23 protein-coding genes and 1 rRNA gene are annotated in these 23,459 nt (G+C 72.1%); 2 read left to right on the top strand and 22 right to left on the bottom strand.

The features are described from left to right. Positions 1-32: 32 nt before the first annotated feature. Positions 33-401: an RNA-binding S4 domain-containing protein gene (locus ACOWU6_RS07175; RefSeq protein WP_271173372.1), complete on the top strand. Its 369-nt coding sequence runs from the start codon at positions 33-35 to the stop codon at positions 399-401. 9 nt (positions 402-410) lie between these two features. Here ACOWU6_RS07175 and ACOWU6_RS07170 read toward each other — a convergent pair whose 3' ends face one another. From ACOWU6_RS07170 to ACOWU6_RS07070, 21 genes are all read right to left on the bottom strand, one after another. Beyond that, a complete protein-coding gene (locus ACOWU6_RS07170) occupies positions 411-1,310 on the bottom strand; it encodes an NUDIX domain-containing protein (RefSeq protein WP_421075238.1) in 900 nt (299 codons plus the stop codon). Between the two features lie 400 nt (positions 1,311-1,710). Next, the gene (gene der, locus ACOWU6_RS07165; protein WP_282979224.1) at positions 1,711-3,237 is read right to left on the bottom strand and encodes a ribosome biogenesis GTPase Der; all 1,527 of its coding nucleotides are present in this window, start codon (positions 3,235-3,237) and stop codon (positions 1,711-1,713) included. Beyond that, the gene (cmk, locus tag ACOWU6_RS07160) at positions 3,227-3,910 is read right to left on the bottom strand and encodes a (d)CMP kinase (RefSeq protein WP_271173375.1); all 684 of its coding nucleotides are present in this window, start codon (positions 3,908-3,910) and stop codon (positions 3,227-3,229) included. The genes der and cmk overlap by 11 nt, the downstream gene beginning before the upstream one ends. Continuing rightward, positions 3,903-5,039, bottom strand: a complete 1,137-nt coding sequence (locus ACOWU6_RS07155) for a prephenate dehydrogenase (protein WP_282979241.1) — start codon at positions 5,037-5,039, stop codon at positions 3,903-3,905. The genes cmk and ACOWU6_RS07155 overlap by 8 nt, the downstream gene beginning before the upstream one ends. Positions 5,040-5,050: 11 nt before the next feature. After that, on the bottom strand, positions 5,051-5,848 hold the full coding sequence (locus ACOWU6_RS07150; protein ID WP_421075237.1) for a pseudouridine synthase: 798 nt from the start codon (positions 5,846-5,848) through the stop codon (positions 5,051-5,053). Between the two features lie 204 nt (positions 5,849-6,052). Then, the gene (gene scpB / locus ACOWU6_RS07145) at positions 6,053-6,655 is read right to left on the bottom strand and encodes an SMC-Scp complex subunit ScpB (RefSeq protein ID WP_282979226.1); all 603 of its coding nucleotides are present in this window, start codon (positions 6,653-6,655) and stop codon (positions 6,053-6,055) included. 45 nt (positions 6,656-6,700) lie between these two features. Next, positions 6,701-7,576, bottom strand: coding sequence for a segregation and condensation protein A (locus ACOWU6_RS07140; protein ID WP_271173378.1), 876 nt, complete (start codon positions 7,574-7,576; stop codon positions 6,701-6,703). Beyond that, a complete protein-coding gene (locus ACOWU6_RS07135; protein WP_271173379.1) occupies positions 7,560-8,426 on the bottom strand; it encodes a ParA family protein in 867 nt (288 codons plus the stop codon). The genes ACOWU6_RS07140 and ACOWU6_RS07135 overlap by 17 nt, the downstream gene beginning before the upstream one ends. Positions 8,427-8,560: 134 nt before the next feature. Further along, positions 8,561-9,916 carry an ABC transporter permease gene (locus ACOWU6_RS07130; RefSeq protein ID WP_421075236.1) on the bottom strand — a complete coding sequence of 452 codons (1,356 nt, stop codon included), beginning with the start codon at positions 9,914-9,916 and terminating at the stop codon, positions 8,561-8,563. After that, positions 9,913-10,590, bottom strand: coding sequence for an ABC transporter ATP-binding protein (locus tag ACOWU6_RS07125; protein ID WP_271173381.1), 678 nt, complete (start codon positions 10,588-10,590; stop codon positions 9,913-9,915). Before ACOWU6_RS07125 ends, ACOWU6_RS07130 begins: the two co-directional genes overlap by 4 nt. Then, a complete protein-coding gene (locus ACOWU6_RS07120; protein ID WP_421075235.1) occupies positions 10,587-12,215 on the bottom strand; it encodes a hypothetical protein in 1,629 nt (542 codons plus the stop codon). Before ACOWU6_RS07120 ends, ACOWU6_RS07125 begins: the two co-directional genes overlap by 4 nt. Positions 12,216-12,239: 24 nt before the next feature. Next, positions 12,240-13,301 (bottom strand): hypothetical protein, encoded by a 1,062-nt coding sequence (locus tag ACOWU6_RS07115; protein WP_282979229.1) that lies wholly within the window; start codon positions 13,299-13,301, stop codon positions 12,240-12,242. 181 nt (positions 13,302-13,482) lie between these two features. Next, the gene (xerD, locus tag ACOWU6_RS07110; RefSeq protein WP_282979230.1) at positions 13,483-14,385 is read right to left on the bottom strand and encodes a site-specific tyrosine recombinase XerD; all 903 of its coding nucleotides are present in this window, start codon (positions 14,383-14,385) and stop codon (positions 13,483-13,485) included. A gap of 8 nt (positions 14,386-14,393) precedes the next feature. Beyond that, positions 14,394-14,963, bottom strand: a complete 570-nt coding sequence (locus ACOWU6_RS07105; protein WP_271173385.1) for an NUDIX domain-containing protein — start codon at positions 14,961-14,963, stop codon at positions 14,394-14,396. Continuing rightward, positions 14,963-16,651: a CTP synthase gene (locus ACOWU6_RS07100; protein ID WP_271173386.1), complete on the bottom strand. Its 1,689-nt coding sequence runs from the start codon at positions 16,649-16,651 to the stop codon at positions 14,963-14,965. The genes ACOWU6_RS07105 and ACOWU6_RS07100 overlap by 1 nt, the downstream gene beginning before the upstream one ends. A gap of 168 nt (positions 16,652-16,819) precedes the next feature. Next, positions 16,820-18,511 carry a DNA repair protein RecN gene (gene recN / locus ACOWU6_RS07095; RefSeq protein WP_421075234.1) on the bottom strand — a complete coding sequence of 564 codons (1,692 nt, stop codon included), beginning with the start codon at positions 18,509-18,511 and terminating at the stop codon, positions 16,820-16,822. Then, a complete protein-coding gene (locus ACOWU6_RS07090; RefSeq protein ID WP_271173388.1) occupies positions 18,508-19,464 on the bottom strand; it encodes an NAD kinase in 957 nt (318 codons plus the stop codon). The genes recN and ACOWU6_RS07090 overlap by 4 nt, the downstream gene beginning before the upstream one ends. After that, a complete protein-coding gene (locus ACOWU6_RS07085; RefSeq protein ID WP_421075233.1) occupies positions 19,461-20,261 on the bottom strand; it encodes a TlyA family RNA methyltransferase in 801 nt (266 codons plus the stop codon). Before ACOWU6_RS07085 ends, ACOWU6_RS07090 begins: the two co-directional genes overlap by 4 nt. After that, positions 20,258-20,413: a hypothetical protein gene (locus ACOWU6_RS07080; protein WP_271173390.1), complete on the bottom strand. Its 156-nt coding sequence runs from the start codon at positions 20,411-20,413 to the stop codon at positions 20,258-20,260. Before ACOWU6_RS07080 ends, ACOWU6_RS07085 begins: the two co-directional genes overlap by 4 nt. 9 nt (positions 20,414-20,422) lie before the next feature. After that, positions 20,423-21,463 (bottom strand): HAD-IIA family hydrolase, encoded by a 1,041-nt coding sequence (locus tag ACOWU6_RS07075; protein WP_282979244.1) that lies wholly within the window; start codon positions 21,461-21,463, stop codon positions 20,423-20,425. Continuing rightward, the gene (locus ACOWU6_RS07070; RefSeq protein WP_421075232.1) at positions 21,447-22,496 is read right to left on the bottom strand and encodes a hypothetical protein; all 1,050 of its coding nucleotides are present in this window, start codon (positions 22,494-22,496) and stop codon (positions 21,447-21,449) included. The genes ACOWU6_RS07075 and ACOWU6_RS07070 overlap by 17 nt, the downstream gene beginning before the upstream one ends. Before the next feature lie 39 nt (positions 22,497-22,535). Between ACOWU6_RS07070 and ACOWU6_RS07065 the strand changes: the two genes are divergently transcribed. Beyond that, a complete protein-coding gene (locus tag ACOWU6_RS07065) occupies positions 22,536-23,129 on the top strand; it encodes a hypothetical protein (RefSeq protein WP_421075231.1) in 594 nt (197 codons plus the stop codon). Positions 23,130-23,312: 183 nt separating this feature from the next. Here ACOWU6_RS07065 and rrf read toward each other — a convergent pair. Further along, a 5S ribosomal RNA gene (rrf, locus tag ACOWU6_RS07060) occupies positions 23,313-23,429 on the bottom strand. Between the last annotated feature and the right edge of the window lie 30 nt (positions 23,430-23,459).

The following is a 23,459-nucleotide window of genomic DNA, read 5'->3' as shown; positions in this document are numbered from 1 at the left end:
CTGCGGCGAGCGCGCCGTACGATGGACGGATCATGAGCGAGTCCGTTCGAATCGACGTCTGGCTGTGGGCGGTGCGCGTCTACAAGACCCGGTCCGCGGCGACCACGGCGATCCGCGGCGGACACGTGCGGGTCAACGGCGACCACGTGAAGGCGGCCTACGCCGTGAAGGTCGGCGACGAGGTGCGCGTGCGCATCAACGGCTTCGATCGGATCCTCGGCGTCCGCGGGATGCTCCAGAAGCGCGTGTCGGCGCCACTCGCAGCAGAGGCGTATGAGGACCGCACTCCCCCGCCACCGCCTCGTGAGTTCGTCGCGCCGATCGTCACACGTGACCGTGGCGCAGGCCGCCCGACGAAGCGCGAGCGACGAGAGATCGACAAGCTGCTCGGGCGCGGCTGAGCACCGAGATCAGTCCAGCTGCTCGAGGAGCCAGCGCGTCCCCTCGACAGCCGCGCCGACCTCGTCCAGCCGCCGACGCAGCTCCCGATCGCTCGTGACGACAGTGAGCCGCAGCCCGGACGCGACCATCGCCTGGGCACGACGGACGATCTCGTCATCGCCCGAGCCATCCGCGGAGAACACGCGCACGCCATCCGCGTCCTCGACGCCGCGCGCAGCGCCTTCGACCACCATCGCGAACAGCGGAAACCACCGCATGCCCTCGAGCCCCAGCGTCGGTGCCTCGATACCGCGCTCGGCCAGGCGGGCGATGCGGTCGCGCAGCCGTGTGGCGGCGCCCTGGCGGTCGCGCCACCACCCGTCGGGCACCGCGCCGACGACGTTCGCCGCGTCGACGAGCACAGCCGGACGGATGTCCAGACGAGCACGCAGATCGGGCCACGCGGCAGCGAACCCCGGATGAAGCGGCAGCGCGTCGACGATCGCGGGCGGCACCCACGCGAGCTCGAGGCTCTCAGGGTCGCTGATCACGGGTTCGAACGGATCGGCGACATCGGCGACGACGGTCGTGTACCGCCAGATGCGGGCATCGAACACATGCGTGAAGCGCGGGACGATCGCACCATCCGGCACGCCCGCCTCCTCCTGAGCCTCGCGGACCGCGCCTCGCAGCGGGCTCTCGCCCTGGTGCAGCGCGCCGCCCGGCAGGGCCCAGGTTCCGCCGAAGTGGCTCCACCCGACGCGGTGCTGCAGGAGAACACCGCGCGCGGGATCGACGGCGAGGAGCCCGGCAGCGCCGAAGCGGCCCCAGTAGCGCGTGCCGTCCTCCGCGACCACCCACGCGTCACCCGGGTCGCGCGGGCCGTGAGGCCGTCGCGGCTCACCGGGCGCGGGAGGTTCGATCGTCACCCTTCCAGCCTCGCATATGCCCGCGCGAGCCGGATCACGCGCGGGCGCCGCCATCCGCTGTCACCATCCGGCGTCTCGCTCAGCCGTCCCTGGATTCGGAGCACCGGTGCACAAGTCGCCCCCTGAGCACGACACGCGCACACCAGCCCCACCGATCCGAATCCGGACACGCACGCTGCCAGCGCCGCGGCCATCCGCCGTTCCTGAAATCGGACCGGCGGTGCACAAGTCGCCCCGTGAGCATGACACGCGCACACCAGCCCCACCGATCCGAATCCACACACGCACGCTGCCGGCGCCGCGGCCATCCGGCGCCGCGACCCACCCCGCCCCGGCGGGCCACCCCGCAGACGCACGAAGGGCGCCCCTCCGAGAGGGGCGCCCTTGCGACGGTCGGCGCCTATCGGCGCTGGCGCTTCTCGCGCACGCGCATGTTGATGACGATCGGCGTGCCCTCGAAGCCGTACAGCTCGCGCAGGCGTCGCTGCACGAAGCGGCGGTAGCCCGGGTCGAGGAAGCCGGTCGTGAAGAGCACGAAGGTCGGCGGACGCGTGCCCGCCTGCGTGCCGAACAGGATGCGCGGCTGCTTGCCGCCTCGGAGCGGGTGCGGGTGCTCCGCGACGAGCTCCGTGATGAACGCGTTGAACTTGCCGGTCGGGATGCGCTGGTCCCACGACTCGAGCGCCTGCTCGAGGGCGGGCACGAGCTTGTCCAAACGACGGCCGGTCTTCGCCGAGATGTTCACGCGCGGCGCCCACGCGACGTGCGCGAGATCCTGCTCGATCTCGCGCTCGAGGTAGCGGCGGCGATCCTGGTTGATCATCTCGGGGCTGTCGAGCATGTCCCACTTGTTGAACGCGAGCACGAGCGCGCGCCCCGACTCGAGCACGAGGTCGATGATGCGCACGTCCTGCTCGCTGATCGGCTGGGTCACGTCGAGCACGACGACCGCGACCTCCGCCTTCTCGAGCGCGGCCGAGGTGCGCAGCGAGGCGTAGAAGTCCGCGCCCTGCTGCATGTGCACCCGGCGGCGGATGCCCGCGGTGTCGACGAGACGCCACAGCTTGCCGCCGAGCTCCACGACCTCGTCCACGGGGTCGCGCGTCGTGCCCGCCAGGTCGTTGACGACCACGCGCTCCTCGCCGGCCGCCTTGTTGAGCAGCGACGACTTGCCGACGTTGGGGCGGCCGAGGATGGCCACACGACGCGGCCCGCCGATCTCGTGCTTGGCGACGGCCGACACGTCGGGCGTCTTCGCGAGCACGGCGTCGAGCAGGTCCGCGACGCCGCGGCCGTGGATGGCCGAGACCGGGTGCGGCTCGCCGAGGCCCAGGTTCCACAGGGCGGCGGCCTCAGGCTCGTGACGCGCGTCGTCGACCTTGTTCGCGACGAGGAAGACGGGCTTCGACGTCTTGCGCAGCAGGCGGACGACGTGCTCGTCGGTCGAGGTCGCGCCCACCGTCGCGTCCACGACGAAGAGGATGACGTCGGCCAGCTCGATCGCGACCTCCGACTGGAGGGCGACCGACCGGTCGATGCCCTTCGCATCGGGCTCCCATCCGCCCGTGTCGACGAGCGAGAACCGACGGCCGAGCCACTCGGCCTTGTAGGTCACGCGGTCGCGCGTGACGCCCGGCGTGTCCTCGACGACGGCCTCGCGGCGACCGAGAATCCGGTTGACGAGCGCCGACTTGCCGACGTTCGGGCGGCCGACGATCGCGATGACCGGCAGTGCCGGAAGGTACTCGATCCCGTCGCCCTCGTCGTGCAGGCCGGCGAGCAGCGCCGCATCCTCGTCGTCGAGCTCGTAGTCCTCGAGGCTCGCGCGCAGGGTCTCCGCGCGGCGCTCGACGAGCTCCTCGTCGAGCTCCGCGAGCTTCTCGGCGAGCCGGTCCGGCTCGCCCTCGTACTCGTTCTCAGCGGCCATCCCGGCCTCCCGTCTTCTCGTCGATCACCGCGAGCACGGCGGCGACGCTCTGGTCGAAATCCAAGTCGGTCGTGTCGACGACGTCCACCCCGGGCGCGGCGTGGAGGAAGTCGACGACCTTGCTGTCTGACGCGTCGCGCTTGCGCATCGCCTCCGCCACGGCAGCCGTGTCGGGGTCGCCGAGCTCGGCCGACCTCCGTGCCGCGCGCACGTCGGGGTGGGCCGTGAGCAGGATGCGCACGGGCGCGTCAGGCGCGACGACGGTCGTGATATCGCGCCCCTCGACGACGACGCCTGGGAGCCCCGACTCCGCCACGAGCGCGCGGAAGAGCGCGTTGACCTTCTCCCGCACCGGCAGCACGCGCGCGACACCGCTCACGGCGGCAGAGGTCTCGGGCGTGCGGATGGCCTGGGTCACGTCGGTCTCGCCCACGCGGATGGTCCGCACATCGGGATCGAGGGAGACCACGGGCTCGAAGGTCTCGAACGCCGCGAGGACCGCGTCGGCGTCGTCGGTCGAGGCGCCGGCGGCGAGCACGTGCCATGCGAGGGCGCGGTACACCGACCCGGTGTCGAGGTAGCCGTAGCCGAGACGCCGGGCGCTCTCCTTGGAGACGCTCGACTTGCCCGCGCCCGCGGGGCCGTCGATGCCGATGAAGAAGGGTTCAGTCACTGGTGCTCGCAATCCGCCAGCCGCGGGACTCGAGGCCCTCCACGGCGGCGCTCAGGATGGCCGGGTCGACCGCGATCTCCGCGAGGCCGAGCGGGGCCCCCGGAGAGTGCTCGAGTCGGAAGTCCTCGACGTTCACGCCGAGTTCGCCGAGGTCGCCGAACAGCCGACCGAGCTGGCCCGCCACGTCGTCGACCATGACGACGAGCGACTCGAAGCGTCGGCGCTGGCCGTGCTTGCCCGGCAGGCGCTCCACGCCGACATTGCCGCGGCGGATGGTCTCGGCGATCGCGCGACGGGCGCCCGGGGCGTCAGGGGCGCGGAGGGCCTCCGCGGCCGCGGCGAGATCCGCGGCGAGCGCGTCGAGCGCCTCGACGACGGGCTCGGCGTTCGCGCTGAGGATCTGCACCCACAGCTCGGGCGCCGAGTGCGCGATGCGCGTGGTGTCGCGCACGCCCTGCCCGGCGAGGCTCAGAGAGAGGTCGGGGGCGTCCGCGAAGCGCGCCGCGAGCAGGGACGCGACGACCTGGGGCACGTGCGACACGAGCGCCACCGAGCGGTCGTGCTCCTCGGGCGTCATCTCGACCGGCACGGCGCCGAGGTCGAGCGCGAGGGCCTCGATGCGCGCGAGGTCGGCCGCGGGCGTCTCGCCGTCGCGGCAGATCACCCACGGGCGCCCGGTGAAGATGTCGGCGCGCGCGGAGATCGCCCCGCCGCGCTCGCGACCGGCCATGGGATGCGAGCCGATGTAGTGCGTGAGGTCGACGCCGCGCGCGCGCAGGGCCCGCAGCGGCTCGAGCTTGACCGATGCGACATCCGTGACGACCGCGCGCGGGAAGCGCGCGAGTTCCGACGCGACGACGTCGGCGACGACGTCCGGCGGAACGCACACGACGACGATCGCGGGCTCGTCGCCATCCGCAGCGGGGCGGCCCGCCCCGTAGTCCACTGCGAGCCGCAGCTGCGACGGCGACGTGTCGGCGAGCGCGACGTCGACGCCGTGCTGCGTGAGCGCGTGCCCGATGCTCGCGCCGAGGAGGCCGGATCCGACGACGCGGACGGTGCCCGTGACGCGGGCGGCCCGGCCGCTCACGGTCGTCGGAGCGGCGTCGGACACGACGCCGCTCGGCATGCCGCTCTCGCTCACGAGGTCTCCTGCTCCTCCGATGCCGGAGTCTCGACGCCATCGGCGGGCGGAGCATCCGTCTCACGACGCGACAGGGTCAGCAGCGCGCCACGCTCCACTTTAGTCAGCTCGCGAGTCTGGCCCACTGGGAGGGTTCCCAGGTGCAGGGGCCCGAACTGGCGGCGCACGAGCTCGAGAACCGGATGGCCGACCGCCGCCATCATGCGGCGCACGATCCGGTTGCGCCCCGAGTGCAGGGTGAGCTCGACGAGGCTCGAGTCGCCCGAGGTGTCGAGCAGGCGGGCCTTGTCGGCGGCGATCGGGCCATCCTCGAGCTCGATGCCGCGCGTGAGCTTCGCGATCGTCTGCGGCGTCACCCGCCCCTCGACCTTCGCGATGTAGACCTTCGTGACGCCGAAGCTCGGGTGGGCGAGCACGTGGGCGAGCTCGCCGTCGTTGGTCAGGACGAGCAGGCCGCTCGTGTCGGCGTCGAGCCGGCCGACGTTGTAGAGGCGCTCCTCCCACTCGCGCGTGAAGCGGCGCAGGTCGGGGCGGCCGCGGTCGTCCTTCATGGTGCTCACGACGCCCGTGGGCTTGTTGAGCATGACGTACCGCTTCGTCGTGTCAAGCTGAACGGCCGTCCCGTCGACGTCGACGAGGTCCTTCTCGGGGTCGATGCGCGTGCCGAGCTCGGTGACGACGGTGCCGTTGACGCGCACGCGCCCTTCGACGATGAGCTGCTCCGAGACACGGCGGGATGCCACACCGGCGTTCGCGAGCACCTTCTGCAGGCGGATGCCCTCAGCCTCTGTCATGCGCTGTTCCTCTTCTTCCTCTTCGCATGTCTCACGCGCGGCGGAAATACCCCGGCCTTTCCCGCGACGCGTGAGACATCAGTGCGTCGTGCGCCGCCCCGTGTCTCGCTTCCCGCTGGAATCATGCCGCGTTTCCGGCGGGAAGTGAGACATGTGTCGTCTCCGGCCGGAGAAGAGACAGACGACGGGGCGGGCCGTTCGTCCTCATGCGGTGAGCTCGTCGAACCCGTCGGCGCCGTCATCGAGCAGCGGCGAGATCGGCGGCAGCTCGTCGAGCGAGTTGATCCCGAGCTGCTGCAGCAGCAGGTCGGTCGTGCCGTAGTTGACCGCGCCCGTCTCCGGGTCGGCATAGAGCTCGGTGATGAGCCCGCGCGCGAGCAGCGTCCGCACGACGGAGTCGACGTTCACCGCACGGATGGACGCCACCTGCGAGCGCGTCACGGGCTGCTTGTAGGCGATCACCGCGAGCGTCTCGAGCGCGGCCTGGGAGAGCCGCGCCGGCGCCTGGCCTCCGACGAAGTCCGCGACGAGGTCGTCGAACTGCTCGCGCACGTAGAACCGCCATCCGCCGCCGACCTCGCGCAGCTCGAATCCGCGCACAGGGCCGCCCGCTGCGCCGTCGTAGTCCGCGACGAGCGTCTCGATCGCCTGGCGCACGGCGGGCACGGGCGCCCCCACTGCCGTCGCGAGGCTCACGACGCTGAGCGGCTCGTCGGCGATCATCAGCACGGCCTCGAGACGCTGCGTCACGGTGCCGCCCGCCGGCGCGTCGACGCGCTCCGCCGTCTCCGTCTGCTCGTCGCTCATCCTCGCCCTCCTGCCTCGGCCATCCGCTTCCGTCCTGCTCCGCGCTCAGCGGTCATAGTCGGCCCCCAGACTCGCCAGCATCTCATCCGACCACTGCTCGGATGTCCAGGTGAGGGTGAGCTCGCCGAGCGGCTCGAGCTGCTCGAAGCTGATGGCCGCATGCCGGTAGAGCTCGAGGACCGCGAGGAACCGCGCGACGACGACGCCGATCTGATCGACCCCCGCGACGAGCTCCCGGAAGCTCATCTTCTCGCGGGAGCGCAGCTGCGTGACGACGATCGCGGCCTGCTCGCGGATGGACACGAGCGGCGCGTGCAGGTGGTCCAGCCCGACATGGGGAAGGGCCTTCGGGGCGAACGCGAGCATCGCGAGCGCCGCGAACTCCTCCTTCGTGAGCGTCCAGATGAGCTCCGGGGTCTTCGCGCGATGCTTCTCCTCGAGCGGCACGGCGCGTGCGTGGCGCCCGTCCTCGGCCTGCAGACGCGCCCGGAACCATCCGGACGCCTCCTTGAACGCGCGGTACTGCAGCAGACGGGCGAAGAGCAGATCGCGCGCCTCGAGCAGCGCGACCGACTCGGCGTCGACGAGCTCGCCCTGCGGAAGGAGCCCCGCGACCTTCATGTCGAGCAGCGTCGCGGCGACGACGAGGAACTCGCTGGCCTGGTCGAGGTCCTCCTCGGGCCCGAGATCGCGCAGATACGCGATGAACTCGTCGGTGACCCTGCTCAGCGCGATCTCGGTGATGTCGAGCTCGTGCTTCGAGATGAGGGTCAGCAGGAGGTCGAACGGCCCGTCGAAGTTCCCGAGCGAGACGCGGAAGCCGCCGCCTCCGTCCTGCTCCGCGGCCCCGGCCGGGTCTGCCTCCTCCGCGCGCGGGGCGAGCGGAGTCTCGTCGTGCGCCGCGTCAGGCGACGGCGCCACGGGCCACCAGCTCCCGTGCCAGCCGGAGGTAGGCCTGAGCCGCCGGGTGCTCGGGTGCGAACTCCGTGATGGGCACGCCCGACACCGACGCGTCGGGGAACTTCACGGTGCGGCCGATGACCGTCTCGAGCACCTTGTCGCCGAACGCCTCGACGATGCGGTCGAGCACCTCGCGCGAGTGCAGCGTGCGGGAGTCGTACATGGTCGCGAGAAGCCCGTCGAGCTCGATCGCCGGGTTCAGGCGGTCGCGCACCTTGTCGATCGTCTCGATGAGGAGCGCGACGCCGCGCAGGGCGAAGAACTCGCACTCGAGCGGGATGAGCACACCGTGCGCCGCCGTGAGCGCGTTCACGGTGAGGATGCCGAGCGAGGGCTGGCAGTCGACGAGGATGACGTCGTACTCGTTCGCGATGCCGCGGAGCACGCGCGCGAGGATCATCTCGCGGGCGACCTCGTTCACGAGGTGCACCTCGGCCGCCGACAGGTCGATGTTCGCGGGGATGATGTCGAGCCCCTCGACCGCGGTGTGGACGATCGCCTCGTGCGCGTCGCGCTTGGGCTCGAGAAGCAGGTCGTAGATGGTCGTCACGTCGTGCGTCTGCACGCCGAGGCCCGCCGACAGGGCGCCCTGCGGATCGAAGTCCACGGCGAGCACCTTGCGCCCGTACTCTGCGAGCGAGGCCGCGAGGTTGATCGTCGTGGTCGTCTTGCCGACGCCGCCCTTCTGGTTGCAGAGCGCGATGATCCGGGCAGGGCCGTGGCTGTCGAGCTTCGGCGGCGTCGGGAACCCCTGGTACGGACGACCGGTCGGGCCGATCGGTCTCTCGTCCTGCTGGGCCTTGCGCGCCACCGAATCCCCTGCTCTCACTGTCCTGGTTGGTCTCGATACGACCTGTCCGAGTCTAATCGCCCTCTCTCCCGACCCGGTGAGCCGACGCCGCGGGTCGGGGTCGCCGGTGCCCGGGCCCCTTCCCGCGGCGCGTGTCAGGCGCCGCGGAGCGCGTTGACCGGCTCGACCCGCGCGGCACGACGCGCCGGGTACCAGCCCGACAGCCATCCGACGACTGCGCCGAGCACGACGCCCGCGCAGGCGACGAGCGGGTCGACCACGGCCGTCCACTGCTGTGTCGCGGCCACGACGACGACGGACAGGACCCCGAGCGCGGCCCCGATGAGCCCGCCGAGCAGGCCGATGACGATGGACTCGACCGTGAACTGCGCGGCGATCTGCCGGCGGGTGGCGCCGAGCGCGCGCCGCAGGCCGATCTCGCCGACCCGCTCCATGACCGACAGGAGCGTGACGTTCGCGATCCCGAGTCCGCCGGCGAGCAGCGACACCGCGCCGACGATGACGAACACGATGTTGACGTCGGACTGCACCGCATCGCCCAGGTCCGATCCGGCGGATGGCGCGCGCACGTCGAGCGTGTCGGGAGCGTCGGGTGCCAGGGCGAGTGGCGCCTGATCGGCGATCTGGGGCCCCGCCCCCACGGCGATCCGGACGACGGCCTCGGCGGGCGCGGGCAGCGAGAAGTCGGCGCGCGCGGCGCCGTCGGGGATGATCACGGCATCCCGGAGCTCGCCGCGCGTCTGCGTCTCGCCCACGATGCCGATCACGGCGTACGCCAGGCCGTCGATGAAGATCGAGGGCTGTCGGTCGACGCGCGCGATGCTGAGACGCTCTGCGGCACGCGCGCCGAGCACGGCCACGCGGTCGCCGCGGACGTCGTGCCCCTCGTCGAACATGCGCCCCGTGAGCATCTCGCCGCGGACGACGTCGAGCAGCCCGGCCGACGTCGCCATGAGCGGCGGCGGCGCGGTCGCCGGCGCCGACGGGTCGTTGAGCGGCACGGCCGTGATGGCGGCCTCCTCGAGCGGCACCTCCGAGATGAGAGCCGCCGCCTCGGCACCGGCGAGCAGCTCGAGCCGGTCCGGGGCATCCCACGGGATCGTGCCGAGCGCCCCCGTCCGGCCGTCGGGCCCGCTCGACGCCTCGGCGGGAGCGATGGAGACCTGCGTCGCGGCGACCGCGTCGAACTGGCTCGCGATCTGCGCGGCCGCCGTCTGCGCGAACCCCCAGGTGGCGACGAGGGAGCCGATCCCGAGCACGGTGCCGAGGATGGTCATGATGAGTCGACCGGGGCGCGACCCGATGTCCGTGGTCGCCTCGAGGAACAGATCGCTCGCCGTGAACCGGTCGGCGCGCGCGACGGGGCGCACGAGGTCGACCGCGCGCGAGGGTGCGGGGCCGTCGGCAGAGGGCCGCCGCCGGCGCCAGGTCAGCCGACGGCGGCGGGACGGCGACTCCTCGGCCGGCGTCTCGGTCTCGACGGCGGTCATGCGACCTCGCTCAGCCGGCCGTCGGAGATCCGGATGCTCCGGCGCGCGCGCTCGGCCACGCCCTGGTCATGCGTGATCACGACGAGCGTGAGACCGTCGGCGTTGAGCTCCTCGAACAGCTCCATGACCTCGCGCGAGGTCTTCTGGTCGAGGCTGCCGGTCGGCTCGTCCGCGAGGAGCAGCCGGGGCCCGCTCACGACCGCGCGCGCGACGGCGACGCGCTGCCGCTCGCCGCCCGACAGCGTGCCGGGGAAGAACGACTTGCGGTGCCCCAGCCCGACGCGGTCGAGGGCCGCCTCTGCGCGCGCCTCGCGCTCGGCGCGCGGCACGCCGCTGTAGAGCATGGGCATGAGCACGTTGTCGAGCACGGTGCGGCGCGGCATGAGGTGGAACGCCTGGAAGACGAAGCCGATGAACTGCGCGCGCACGGCGGCGCGCTCGTCCTCGGTCAGATCGCCGGTGAGGGCGCCCGCGAGCCGGTACTCCCCCACGGTCGGACGATCGAGGAGACCGAGGATGTTCAGCATGGTCGACTTGCCCGAGCCGCTCGGCCCGACGATCGATGCGTACTCGCCCTGCTCGAGCCGGAGCGATGCGGCCTTGAGCGCCTGCACCTCCGGCGGCCCGGGGAACGAGCGGGTCACGTCGCGCAGCTCGACGATGGGGTCGGTCACGAGCCGACCACCACGAGGTCGCCCTCCTCGAGCTCGCCCTCGACCGGGGTCACCTCGACGTAGCCGCCCGCGGCGAGGCCGGTCTCGACCGTCACGAGACGCGTCTCGGCGCTCTCGCCGTCACGCGGGTCGCCCGTGACGACCTCGACGCGCGAGTCGCCGCCGGGGCCCGCCGTGAGGGCCGCGTACGGCACCGAGAGCACCTCGCCTTCGGTCGCGCCGACCGGCACGTTGATGCGGACGTTCGTGCCCTGCACCTGCTCCATCTGCTCGGGAGTGAGCGGGTCGGGCTCGAAGGAGATCTTCGTCCGCCCGCCGTCCTCCGCGGGCTCGATCGCGGCGATGACCGCGCGGTGCTCGGCGCCGTCCGGTAGCTCGAAGGTCGCCTCGGCGCCGACCTCGAGCAGCTCGACGTCGGCGGCAGCGGCGGTGCCCGTGAGTTCGACCGACGCGCCGGACACCGTCATGGCGGCACCCTCGAGCGCGGCGCCGCGCTCGACGTTCACGGCGTCGACGCGGCGCGGCAGCTCCTGCAGGTAGAGCACCTCGCTCGCCGGGAGGAACGGCAGCGCCGACTCGCGCGCCTCGGCGAGCGAGGCGTTCGCCGTCTCGACACCGGCGATCGCGCTGTCGACCATCGCCTGCTCGGCGCTCGTGTCGCGGGGAGCGTCGAGGGCCTGTCGCTGCAGCTCCGCGACCGCGAGCTGATCGCGCAGGTCGCTCGCATCCTCACCCGCCCCCTCGGCCGCGGCGATCTGGCGGTGCAGGCTCGCGATCTGGTTGTCCGCCTCGCGGATCTCGATGTCCGACGGGCCCTGGCCCGCCGTCGCGAGGGCCTTGCGCGCGTCCGCGAGCGACTGCTCGGCCATCCGCACGCCCTCCTCGGCCGCGATCACCGCCTCCGCGACGCCCTCCTCGGGCTCGGGAGCCGGGTACCCGGCCTGGTTGTAGAGCTCGCCCACCGCGAGCGCCGTCGCCTCGTCGAAGACATCGGACGCGACGTCGCCGACACCGATCCCGACGGCCGTGAGGGCTTCCTTGAGCTGGATGACGTCGGGGCCGGAGACCCCCACGCGCAGCGTGCGGTAGGCCGGCAGCTCCCCCGGCAGCACGATGACCGGCCGCCCGGTCACCTCGAGCGCGATCGAGAGGCTGTCGAGTTCCGCGCCCGCCTCGGGCACCTGCCCGGTCACGATGGCGGCCCCCGTGAACGACGACGTGTCGATCTTGAGCTCGACCGCGTCGGTGTAGCCGACGTCGCCGCGCAGCGTGACGTCGTTGCTCAGCGCGCCGAACTCGACGGGCACCGTGACGAGGCCCGGGTCCGGCGCCCCCGCCCCTGCCGCCGCATCGAGCGGCGAGATCACGAAGCGCCCGAGGGCGAGGCCCCCGGCGAGCGCGACGACCGCGACGGCCGCCGTGATCCACAGCCCCTTGTTGCCGCGGATGACGCGCCCCCACCCGGCGGCGCGTCCCTGCGTGCTCTCGGCCGGCGCCTCCTCGACGGCCGCCTGCTCGACGACCTCGTCGAACGTCGCGTCCGTCGAGGCGGCGTCGGATGTTGCGGGGACGAGCTCTGTCTCTCGGTCCTGCTCGTCCCCGCCGCTCTTCTCGCGCCCCTCCATGCGAAGATCCCGTGCGCGCACCGCTCAGCTCGCCTGCTCGGCAGCGGCCTTGTACGCCTCGAGCTCGGTCTTGTTGTCGGCGATGAACTGCTCCTCGAGCTCGAACTGGATGCGCAGGCTCGCGTCGCGGTAGTCGGTCTTCTCGCGGCAGTCGAGGTCGACGAGCGCGATCTCGATCTCCTTCTCGGCGAGCTCCTTCCACTCGGGCGTCTGCGTGGGGTCGCTCTGCTCCTCGAGAGCCGCGAGCTCCTCCTCGCTCGCGTTCTCGAAGTCGAAGTCCTCGTACGCGGCGTTCTGCTCCTCGTAGAAGGCGTTCTGCTTCTCCGAGAGCTCGTTCATCGGGTCCGCCTGCTTCGTGTAGCCCGCGTGGCCCGCGTCGGCCATGCACGACGCCCACTCCGCGTCGAGCTCGACCATCTCGGGCGACTCCTGGACGGTCGTGTAGAGCTCGTCCATCTTCGTCATGAGCGGCTCGAACTCCTCGTACAGCTTGTCCCAGAGGTTCGAGCCGTACACCTCGTCCGACGCCTCCCCGTTGCAGCCGCGATCGGCGGTCTCGTAGAACGCGTCCCAGTCGAACTCAGGGTCGTTCATCTCGTCCTCGGACGGCTGCTCGCCGTACAGCGTCTCGTTGTAGGCCAGCTGCTCCGACTCCGACAGAGACTCGATGTACTCCTGGTTCGGGTCGACGTACTCCTCCGGCTCGGGCTGCGGCTGGTCCTGCCACGGGTCGTTGAACATGCCGTACCCGTACTGCGCGACCCACTCGCGCGACTCGGGGTCCCAGACCCCGTCGTCCTCGAAGACCACGCCGCCGTTCTGCAGGTTGGGCACGTACTCGAAGCCCTCGGCCTGCATGCACTCCGCGGTGCGCTCCTCGATCTCGCGCGTCTGCTCGTCCATCTGCTTCTGCTGCTCCTCGGGCGAGAGGTCGCTGCCGTACACGGCCGCCGTGTACTCGTTGAGGGGCGAGTCCTCCCACGAGAGCTCGGGCTCACCGCCGCCCTGCTGCGAGCATCCCGCGAGGGTCGCGGTGAGGATGGCCGCCGAGGCGACGAGCGTGAGAGGGCGTGTGGTTCGCATCATGGTCCCTGCGTCGAGGCGCGGCGAGCGCGCGGTGCTGTGTCCTGCCATCGTTCCAAGCGCGCGACCCGCGGGGCATCCGTCTGGAGGATGATCTGCGGAGGCGCTCTCACTGAGGATGTGTCGCCGCAGCGCCGATTCCTCTTATCGCGGAGGACTTCGTTACCGACCCGTGATATTCCGGTCAGAGCGCTCGGGGATGGCTTGTCGCGTACACATCGCGGAGCGTGTCGACCGTGACGTGGGTGTAGATCTGCGTGGTCGCGACCGACGAGTGGCCGAGGAGCTCCTGCACGACGCGCACGTCGGCGCCGCCCTGCAGGAGGTGCGTCGCGAACGAGTGGCGGAGGGTGTGCGGGGACACGTGCGCCTCGAGGTGCGCGCGCTCCGCGGCCGCCTGGATCACGAGCCACGCGCTCTGCCGCGAGAGCGGGGCGCCGCGGGCGCCGAGGAAGAGCTTCGCGGTGGCCCTCCCCTTCGCCGCGAGCTCGGGGCGCACGCGCGTGAGGTACGCATCCACTGCGGCGCGCGCGAACGACCCCACCGGCACGATGCGCTCCTTCGAGCCCTTGCCGCGCAGACGCAGCACGTCGCCGGACGCGAGGTCGTCGACATCGAGGGAGATCGCCTCCGACACGCGGGCGCCGGTCGCGTAGAGCAGCTCCAGCAGGGCGCGATCGCGGATGCCCAGGGGCTCGTCGGGCGAGGGCGCGGCGAGCAGGCGCTCGACCTGCTCGATCGTCAGGGCCTTCGGGAGCCGCTGCGGCTGCTTCGGAGGACGCAGCCGCTGGGCGGGATCGTCGGCCGCGAGGCCCTCGCGCACGAGGAAGCGGTGCAGACCGCGCACGGATGACTGGAGGCGAGCGAGTGAGGAGGCAGCGGGCGGCGGGTTCTCCCCGGCCCGCGCCGCCGCGAACTCCGCGGCGATCGCGGGGGTCACGGCGTCGGCATCGTCGACTCCGTTCGCGCGCAGCCACGCGGCATAGCCCTCCAGATCGCGGCGGTACGCCGCGATCGTGTGCTCCGACAGGCCGCGCTCGATCGTGAGGTGCCGCAGATACGCGTCGACGGCGCGCTCGAGACGCACGTCGCGTCCTAGGCGCCGCGCAGCCGCGCCGCGGTCAGCAGCAGTCCCATGCCCGTGGTCGCGTTCCGGAACCGCCCCTCGACGACTGCGCGCACGGCCTCCTCGAGGGGGAGCCACTCCACGCGCATGTCGGCCTCCTCGCCCTCGCGCTCGAACGCGCCTTCCGTCGGAGTGAGGTCGCGTGCGAGGAACAGGTGGATGAGCTCCGACGTGCCGCCCGGCGACAGATGCACGGCGCTCAGCTCCTGCCAGTCCGCGGCCTCGAGGTCGGCCTCCTCGGCGAGCTCCCGCTGCGCGGCCTCGAGCGGGCTCTCGCCCGCGACGTCGAGGAGCCCGGCGGGGAGCTCCCAGTCGCGCTCGCCGATCGGATGGCGGTACTGCTGGATGAGCAGGACGCGCTCGTCCGCGTCGAGTGCGACGACCGCCGCAGCCCCGGGATGGGCGAGGTACTGGCGCGTCAGCTGGTCGTCGCCGTAGACGAAGCGCTCCGAGACGATGTCCCACACGATGCCGCGGAACGCGACCTCGCTCTCGACGATCTCGACCTCGTGGGCCTCGTCTCGGAGCTCCTCGGTCATCAGGCGTTCTCGACGTCGAACAGCTCGCTCGCCCGGCTGCGCTCGACAGCCGCGCCGACGAGCCCGCGGAACAGCGGGTGCGGGTCGGTCGGGCGCGAGCGGAGCTCGGGGTGCGCCTGGGTCGCGATGTAGTACGGGTGCACGTCGCGCGGCAGCTCGACGAACTCGACGAGGTCGAGGTCGGGGTTCAAGCCGGAGAACACGAGCCCCGCCTCGGCGAGCTGCGCCCGGTAGGCGTTGTTGACCTCGTAGCGGTGGCGGTGGCGCTCCTGGACCTCGGGGGCGCCGTAGAGGTCGGCGGCGAGCGAGCCGTCCGCGAGGCGCGCGGGGTACAGACCGAGGCGCATCGTGCCGCCGAGGTCGCCGCGGTCGAGGATGTCGACCTGCTCAGCCATCGTCGCGATGACGGGAGCGGTCGTCTCGGGGTCGAACTCGGTCGACGACGCGTCGGCGATGCCGGCCACGTCGCGGGCGTACTCGATCACCATGCACTGCAGGCCGAGGCACAGGCCGAGCGTCGGGATGCCCTGCTCGCGTGCGAAGCGGAGCGCTCCGAGCTTGCCCTCGATGCCGCGGATGCCGAATCCGCCGGGCACGCAGATGCCGTCGAGCGACGACAGCTGCTCCTTGGCGCCCTCGGGCGTCTCGCAGGTGTCCGACGGGATCCAGCGGATGTTGACCTTGGTCTCCTGCGCGAATCCGCCGGCCTTGAGCGCCTCGGTCACCGAGAGGTAGGCGTCGGGCAGGTCGATGTACTTGCCGACGAGGCCGATCGTCACCTCGTGCTTCGGATTGTGGACCGCGTGCAGGACGCGGCCCCAGCGCGTCCAGTCGACATCGCCGGCCTTCTCGGCGAGGCCGAGGCGGCGCGCGATGTAGGCGTCGAGGCCCTGCTCGTTGAGCGTCGAGGGGATGTCGTAGATGCTCGGGAGGTCGACCGTGTTCACGACGCCCTCGATGTCGACGTCGCACATGAGGGCGATCTTGTTGCGGTTGCTCTCGCTCACAGGGCGATCGCTGCGGAGCACGAGCGCGTCGGGCTGGATGCCGACCTGGCGCAGCGCGGCCACCGAGTGCTGCGTGGGCTTCGTCTTCTGCTCGCCGGATGCGCCCATGAACGGCACGAGCGACACGTGCACGAAGAACACGTTGTCGCGACCGAGCTCGTGGCGCAGCTGCCGGGCCGCCTCGAGGAACGGCTGCGACTCGATGTCGCCGACCGTGCCGCCGACCTCCGTGATGATGACGTCGGGACGCGGCTCGTCCTCGGCCTGCAGGCGCATGCGTCGCTTGATCTCGTCGGTGATGTGCGGGATGACCTGCACCGTGTCGCCCAGGTACTCGCCGCGGCGCTCGCGCGCGATGACCTGCGAGTAGATCTGGCCCGTCGTGACGTTCGCGGCCTGCGACAGGTTGATGTCGAGGAAGCGCTCGTAGTGCCCGATGTCGAGGTCGGTCTCGGCGCCGTCGTCCGTGACGAAGACCTCGCCGTGCTGGAACGGGTTCATCGTGCCGGGGTCGACGTTGAGGTACGGGTCGAGCTTCTGCATGACCACGTGCAGCCCGCGTGCGGTGAGGAGGTTCCCGAGACTCGCGGCCGTGAGCCCCTTGCCGAGCGAGGAGACGACACCGCCCGTCACGAAGATCTGCTTGGTGGTGTCGTCGCGCCGTGCCTCAGGAGTCTGCATCACGGGCTTCGATCCTAACAGTCCGGGGTGGGAGGAGGGCGTGCCGCTCGCAGTGTGCTCCCAGCGGCGGATGCTTGTCGCGGCCGACGGGAGGCGCCGCGCCCGGCATCCTTCGGGCTATCGTGCCACGTTCCCGGCGCGCGGGCGAGAGCGACCTCGCGGGCGGTGTCAGACGGCGGTGTGGGCGAGCGCGAGAAGCTCGCGCGCGTGGGTCAGCGCAGCGTCCGAGTCGGCCAGTCCCGAGAGCAGCCGTGCCATCTCGGCCTCCCGCTCTGCGCCCTCCAGACGCTGCACGCTCGAGCGGGTGACCGACCCGTCGTTGGCCTTGACCACGCTCAGGTGGTTGCTCGCGAACGCCGCCACCTGCGCGAGATGGGTCACCGCGATCACCTGCGACGACTGCGCGAGGCGCGCGAGGCGCTTGCCGACCTCGATCGCCGCGGCGCCGCCGATGCCCGCGTCGACCTCGTCGAACACGAACGTCGGCACGGGGTCGGTCTCGGCGATCACGACCTCGATCGCGAGCATCACGCGGCTCAGCTCGCCGCCCGACGCGCCGCGCGCGACCGAGCGCGGCTCGGCTCCGGGGTGCGGAGCGAGCAGGAAGGCGACGTCGTCGCGCCCGGTCGCCGATTCCTGGCCCGGCGAGACCTCCACGACGAGGCGCGCGTCGGGCATCGCGAGGGCGTGCAGCTCCTCCGTGACAGCGTCGCCGAGGCGCGTCGCCGCCTCCCGGCGCGCCGCGGTGAGCGTCGCTGCCGCGGCGTCGAGCGCGGCACGCGACTCCTCGCGCTGGGCGGACAGCCGCTCGATCCGGTCTCCGTCGTCGTCGAGCTCCGCGAGCCGCGCGGAGCCCGTCTCGAGGAGGGCGATCGCGGCGTCGAGCGACCCGTGAGCGCGGACGAGAGAGCCGACGGCGGCCCGGCGCTCCTCGACCGCCGCCAGCTCCTGCGGCCCGGTCTCGTCGAGATCGGCGAGGAAGCCCGAGAGCTCGACGGCGAGGTCCGCCGCCCGGTATCCGAGGTCGGCGATCTGCTCCGCCAGGGTCGTGAGCGCCGGGTCGCCCGCGCGCTCGAGCGCGCGACGCGCCTCGCTCACGAGCCCCGAGACATCCGGAGCTCCCTCCTCGCTCGAGAGGGCCTCGCGGGCGAGCGCCGCCGCAGACCGCAGCTCCTCGGCGTTCGCGAGCCGCTCGGCGCGCTCGGCGAGCTGCACGTCCTCGCCCTCGACAGGGGCGATCTGCTCGATCTCCGCGAGGGTCGCGCGCAGGGACTCCGCCTCGGCTTCGCGCGCGGTGCGCTCGGTCGTGAGGGTCTCCAGCTCGCGCTCGAGCTCGCGGTGCGCATGCCATGCGCCCCGGTAGGCCTCGAGGGCCTCGCGCACGGGCGCTCCCGCGAAGCGGTCGAGCGCGTCGCGCTGAGCGGCCGCCGAGCGGAGACGCAGCTGATCGGTCTGGCCGTGCACGACGACGAGCGCATCAGCGAGGTCGGCGAGCACCCCGGCCGGGGCGGCGCGGCCGCCCACGCTCGCACGACTGCGCCCCTCGGCGGCGAGCGTGCGCGAGAGATACAGCTCGGCGCTGCCGTCGCCGATCGGCTCCAGGTCGCCGCCGGCGTCGCGCACGCGCTCGGCGACGGCGCCGGTCTCCGGCACGATCCACACGCCCTCGACGACAGCCTGCGCCGCCCCCGCGCGCACGGCGCCCGAGTCGGCGCGCTGGCCGAGCAGCAGCCCGAGGCCGGTCACCACCATGGTCTTGCCCGCACCGGTCTCGCCCGTGATCGCCGTGAACCCGGCGCCCATGGGCAGGGTCGCCTCGGCGATCACGCCGAGGTCGCGCAGTCGCATCTCCTCGATCACTCGTGGGCCTCCAGGCTCGGCAGCGTGAGGGTCTCGGTGGGCGTGTGCTCGCTCGGGCCGCGCCATCCCTCGGTCGGCAGCTTGAACTTCCGGACGAGCCGGTCGGTGAACGCGGCGGGGTGCAGGCGGGCGAGCAGCACAGGCTTCGGCGAGCGCCGCACGACGACGCGCGCGCCGGGCGGGAGCGGGTGCGACCGGCGCCCGTCGCACCAGAGGACGCCGGTGCCCGCCGAGTCGTCCTTGAGCTCGACCGCGACGGCGTGGTCGGGCCCGACAACGAGGGGCTTCGAGAACAGCGTGTGCGCCGAGAGCGGCACGACGGCGATCGCCTGCACGGTCGGCCAGATGACGGGCCCGCCCGCGGAGAAGTTGTACGCCGTGGATCCCGTCGGAGTCGCGACGACGACGCCGTCCGCACCGTACGCCGTGAGCGGCCGACGGTCGACCTCGATGATGACCTCGATCATCCGCTCGCGCTGGTCCTTCTCGATCGCCGCCTCGTTCAGGGCCCACGTCTCGTAGACCACGCGGTCGTCGTCGTCCTTCACGATGACGGCGAGGGCCAGGCGCTCCTCGACCGCGTAGTCGCCGATGATCGCGCGGTGGACGGCCTCGTCCATGTCGTCGCGCTCGATCTCGGCGAGGAAGCCGACGTGCCCCATGTTGACGCCGAGGACAGGCGCCGTGCCACCGCGCACCAGCTCGGCCGCGCGCAGGATGGTGCCGTCTCCGCCGAGCACGATCGCGATGTCGATCTCGGTCAGGGCCACGTCGATGCCGAGAGCGGGGACGTCGGCGAGCTCGGCGACGATCGCGGACAGCTCGGCACGGTCGTCGGGGGCGAGCACCGGGACGGCGCCCTCGGCACGCACGGCGTTCACGACCCGCACCGCGGCGCGCACCGTGTCCTCGCGATACGCGTGGGCGACGATCAGGATCCTGCGCTGCGTCATCGTCCTCCCGCCTCCGTCACGATCGTGTCCTCCCATTCTGTCGGATCCGCTCCGCGGCCCGGCGAGATGTGCACAAGCACCTCGACATTGCCGTGCGCGCCCTCGATCGGCGAACGGCGCACCGCGCGGGTGCCGAGACCGAGACTCCACGCGGCACGCAGGACGCCGCGCACGGCGTCGATGCGGAGGGCGGGGTCGATCACGACACCGCCGCGGATGCCGGTGCGCCCCACCTCGAACTGCGGCTTGACGAGCAGGACGACGTCGGCGCCGTCTGCCGCCACCGACGCGACGGATGGCAGGACGAGCGTGAGCGAGATGAACGACAGGTCGCCCGTGACGACGGAGGGCGGTGCCGCGATGCCGCTGGCCTCCGCGAGCCGCTCCGGAGTCATGAACCGCACGTTGAAGCCCTCGACCGCCCGCACCTCGGGATCGCTCGCGACCGCTGGTGCAAGCTGTCCGTGGCCCACGTCGACGGCGATGACCGGCGACGCTCCGCGCGCGCGGAGCACCTGGGTGAAGCCGCCGGTCGACGCTCCCATGTCGAGCGCGGCCCGGCCGGCGACCTCGATCGAGAACGCGTCGAGCGCGTGAATGAGCTTGTGGGCGCCGCGGCTGACCCACTGATCGGCGGCGTCCACCTCGATGCGCGTCGTGTCGTCGACCCTCGCCGACGCCTTCGTGACGATCTCGCCCTCGACCCGCACCGCGCCATCCGCGATGAGGCCCGCCGCGTGCGTGCGCGAGCGCGCGAGGCCGCGCTCGGCGAGCGCCGCGTCGAGTCGCTGCGTCATCGGGGCGCGGTGCCGTCGCGAGGAGCGGACTCGAGCCGCGCGGCCAGCTCGTCGTGCAGGGCCGCGTACGCGCTCGCCCGCTCGGCGAGAGGCTGATCCTCGATCACCCTGAGCCGGCTGACGAGCTCTGCGCCGTGGTCCTGATCCGTCACCCGTTCAGACTAGCCGCGGCGGAAGCGGTCCTCGTAGAGGCGCTCGGGCACGCGGAAGCCGAAGATCTGGCGGCCGGTGTCCCAGATCGCCTTCGACGCCGCACGCAGCAGGTCGATGTCGCGCGTTCCCTCGCTCACGATGTGCACGTCGGGTCCGTCGATGCGCACGGCAGCGTCGCGGACCCAGACCGTGTCGCCCTTCACGCGGGCGACGGGATACGGCTCGAAGAGCTCGCGCAGGTCGCTGAGGATGTAGGTCGGGCGCGAGTGAGACGGCGCGGCGAGGATGTGCTTGGGCCGGTCGATCCCCGTCAGCACGATCGCCGACGCCATCCCGGCAGCCTGCGCGCCCATGATGTCGGTGTCGAGCCGGTCGCCCAGGAACAGCGGGTTCTGCGCCGAGAATCGTGCGACGGCCGCGTGGAAGATCGGGGCCTCGGGCTTGCCGGCGACCGTCGCGAGACGCCCGACGGCCGTGTGCACGGCCGACACGAGCGTGCCGTTTCCCGGCGCGACGCCTCGCGCCTGCGGGATCGTCCAGTCGGTGTTCGTCGCGATCCAGGGGATGCCACCCTCCTCCTCCGGAAGAGCGAGGGCGAACGCGGCCTCCGCGAGCTGGGTCCAGCCCACCTCGGGTGCGAAGCCCTGGACCACGGCCGCCGGCGCGTCCTCGGCACTGCGGGTGACGACATAGCCGGCCTTCTCGGCCTCGACGACGAGGCCCTCCCCGCCCACGACGAGGATGGTCGAGCCTGCCGGCACGCGCTCCGCGAGCAGGCGCATGGCGGCCTGAGGGCTCGTCACGACGTCGTCGGGCGCGGTGGGGATGCCAAGCTCGCTCAGGTGAGCGGCGACGGACGCGTCCGTCCGCGAGGCGTTGTTCGTGATGAACCCGAGCCGGCGGCCCTCGCTCGTCGCACGGTTCAGGCTCTCGACCGCGTGCGGCAGCGGCCCGGGGCCGGCGTAGACGACGCCGTCGAGGTCGGCGAGGAGGACGTCGACCCCCTCGATGGGTGCGGGGCCATCCGTCCGCTTAGAAAAGAGCGCCATCGGGGCGGTCATCCTCCGTCGTCGATTCCTCAGGTGCAGGCTGCTGCTCTCCGCGCGCCTCGGACTCGGCGTCCTCGGTGTCGACCGGTGTCGCGTCCGGCTCGGCGGCAGCGGCGTCGTCCGGCGTCGCGTCGGCGGCGCCCTCGATCCCGGCGGCGATCAGGATCTCGGACACCTCGTCCTCGATCGTGAAGTCCTGCTCGGGCTCGGGCTCGGGCTCGGGCTCGACTGCCGTCTCGCGCTCGGGCTCCTCTGCCGGCTCGGGAGCGGCGGCGGGCTCCTGCTCGCTTGCGGGCTCCTGCTCGGAGGCGACGTCGTCGGCCGCGTGCTCCTCCTCGGCCGGGAGCGCCTCGGTGTCGGTGTCGTCGACGAAGATGAAGTCGTCCTCGTCTGCGCCGCGGTGCGCGAGGAGCGCCTCCTCGGCGACCTCCGCCCGGCGGCGCCACGACGCCGCCTCATCGGTGCGGCCGAGGTCCTCAAGCACGTTCGCGCGCGCCGCGAAGAGACCCGGGCTCCACTCGAACGCCCGATCGGGATCGAGCTCCGGGATGTCGAGCTCGTGCAGGGCCAGCTCGGTCTGACCGAGATCCAGACGCGCACCCGACATCGCGATCGCGAGCTCGACGCGCGCCGCGACGTCAAGGGCCTCGCGGTCGGCGGCGCGGCCCTCCTCGAGCGCCTTCTCGGGGCGCCCGACGCCGCGTTCGCTGTCGACGATGAGCGCGACGTTGTCGTTGCGCCCCGTGATCCTCCGCTGCGTGCGCAGCTCGCGCAGGGCGAGCGCGAAGTCGCCGTTCGCGTACGCCGTGATCGCGAGCGTCTCCCGGGCGACGCCGATGCGGCCTGCGTGTCGCACCGCGGCGAGGGCGTGCTCGTGGGCGAGTTGCGGGTCCTCGTCGATCAGGCGCGACGCCATCGCGAGATGACGTGCGACGCGCTCCGCGTTCTCCTTGCTGAGGGTCTTCAGCTCGTTGCGGGCCGCCGGCGCGAGATCGCGCGCCGTGATGTCCTCGGGAAGGAACGGATCGGGCACGCGAGCGTGCTCGGGCGGACGCGACGCGCCGCCATCGTCGTGACGCGGACGCGCGGGTCGGCTGTCGCGGTCGTAGGGGCGGCGCGGTCCGGCCTGACCGTCGCGGCTCTGCGGACGGCGCTGCGGGCGGTCGTCCCGCTGGTAGGGGCGACGGTCGCCGGAGCTGCGGTCGTCACGGGAGTACGGACGACGCTCACCCGAGTTCCGATCATCACGCTGGTACGGACGACGCTCACCCGAGTTCCGGTCGTCGCGCTGGTAGGGGCGACGGTCACCGGAGTTGCGGTCGTCCCGCTGGTATGGACGACGCTCCCCCGAGTTCCGGTCATCACGGGAGTACGGACGACGCTCACCCGAGTTCCGGTCATCACGGGAGTACGGACGACGCTCACCCGAGTTCCGGTCATCACGCTGGTACGGACGACGCTCACCCGAGTTGCGGTCATCACGCTGGTAGGGGCGACGGTCACCGGAGTTGCGGTCGTCCCGCTGGTACGGACGACGCTCCCCCGAGTTCCGGTCATCACGGGAGTACGGACGACGCTCACCCGAGTTGCGGTCATCACGCTGATACGGACGACGGTCACCGTCTCGCTGCGGGCGCCCATCACGGGGACGCCGGTCGCGGGATGAGCTGTCGGAGTATCGGGGACGCGCCCCGTCACGCCCACGAGCCCTATCGTCGCCGCCGCGCGGTCGTGACCCGCCCTCGGGGCGGTCGTTGTCTCCGTCGTTCGGCATGTCTACTCCTCGGTGATGCCCGTGTAACGCACGAAAGGGTCATCCGTCGTCGGATGACCCTTTCGTCTACGTGAAGTCCGGCGGTGTCCTACTCTCCCACAAGGTCCCCCTTGCAGTACCATCGGCGCTGAGAGGCTTAGCTTCCGGGTTCGGAATGTGGCCGGGCGTTTCCCTCTCGCTATGACCGCCGAAACATCTGGTGATGTGTTCGACATCAAGCTT

The organism is Microbacterium sp. SA156 (assembly GCF_049065455.1).
Classification (GTDB): Bacteria; Actinomycetota; Actinomycetes; order Actinomycetales; family Microbacteriaceae; genus Microbacterium; species Microbacterium barkeri.
Note: the sequence above shows the minus strand (reverse complement) of the source record. Positions and strands in the feature narration are given on the sequence as shown.

Excerpts from the sequence above, each read along its gene's own strand:
- ACOWU6_RS07175 (WP_271173372.1), top strand. The coding sequence starts at position 33 with ATGAGCGAGTCCGTTCGAATCGACGTCTGGCTGTGGGCGGTGCGCGTC.
- der (WP_282979224.1), bottom strand. The coding sequence starts at position 3,237 with ATGGCCGCTGAGAACGAGTACGAGGGCGAGCCGGACCGGCTCGCCGAG.
- ACOWU6_RS07155 (WP_282979241.1), bottom strand. The coding sequence starts at position 5,039 with ATGCCGAGCGGCGTCGTGTCCGACGCCGCTCCGACGACCGTGAGCGGC.
- ACOWU6_RS07150 (WP_421075237.1), bottom strand. The coding sequence starts at position 5,848 with ATGACAGAGGCTGAGGGCATCCGCCTGCAGAAGGTGCTCGCGAACGCC.
- scpB (WP_282979226.1), bottom strand. The coding sequence starts at position 6,655 with ATGAGCGACGAGCAGACGGAGACGGCGGAGCGCGTCGACGCGCCGGCG.
- ACOWU6_RS07130 (WP_421075236.1), bottom strand. The coding sequence starts at position 9,916 with ATGACCGCCGTCGAGACCGAGACGCCGGCCGAGGAGTCGCCGTCCCGC.
- ACOWU6_RS07120 (WP_421075235.1), bottom strand. The coding sequence starts at position 12,215 with ATGGAGGGGCGCGAGAAGAGCGGCGGGGACGAGCAGGACCGAGAGACA.
- ACOWU6_RS07115 (WP_282979229.1), bottom strand. The coding sequence starts at position 13,301 with ATGATGCGAACCACACGCCCTCTCACGCTCGTCGCCTCGGCGGCCATC.
- ACOWU6_RS07105 (WP_271173385.1), bottom strand. The coding sequence starts at position 14,963 with ATGACCGAGGAGCTCCGAGACGAGGCCCACGAGGTCGAGATCGTCGAG.
- ACOWU6_RS07100 (WP_271173386.1), bottom strand. The coding sequence starts at position 16,651 with ATGCAGACTCCTGAGGCACGGCGCGACGACACCACCAAGCAGATCTTC.
- ACOWU6_RS07090 (WP_271173388.1), bottom strand. The coding sequence starts at position 19,464 with ATGACGCAGCGCAGGATCCTGATCGTCGCCCACGCGTATCGCGAGGAC.
- ACOWU6_RS07085 (WP_421075233.1), bottom strand. The coding sequence starts at position 20,261 with ATGACGCAGCGACTCGACGCGGCGCTCGCCGAGCGCGGCCTCGCGCGC.
- ACOWU6_RS07075 (WP_282979244.1), bottom strand. The coding sequence starts at position 21,463 with ATGGCGCTCTTTTCTAAGCGGACGGATGGCCCCGCACCCATCGAGGGG.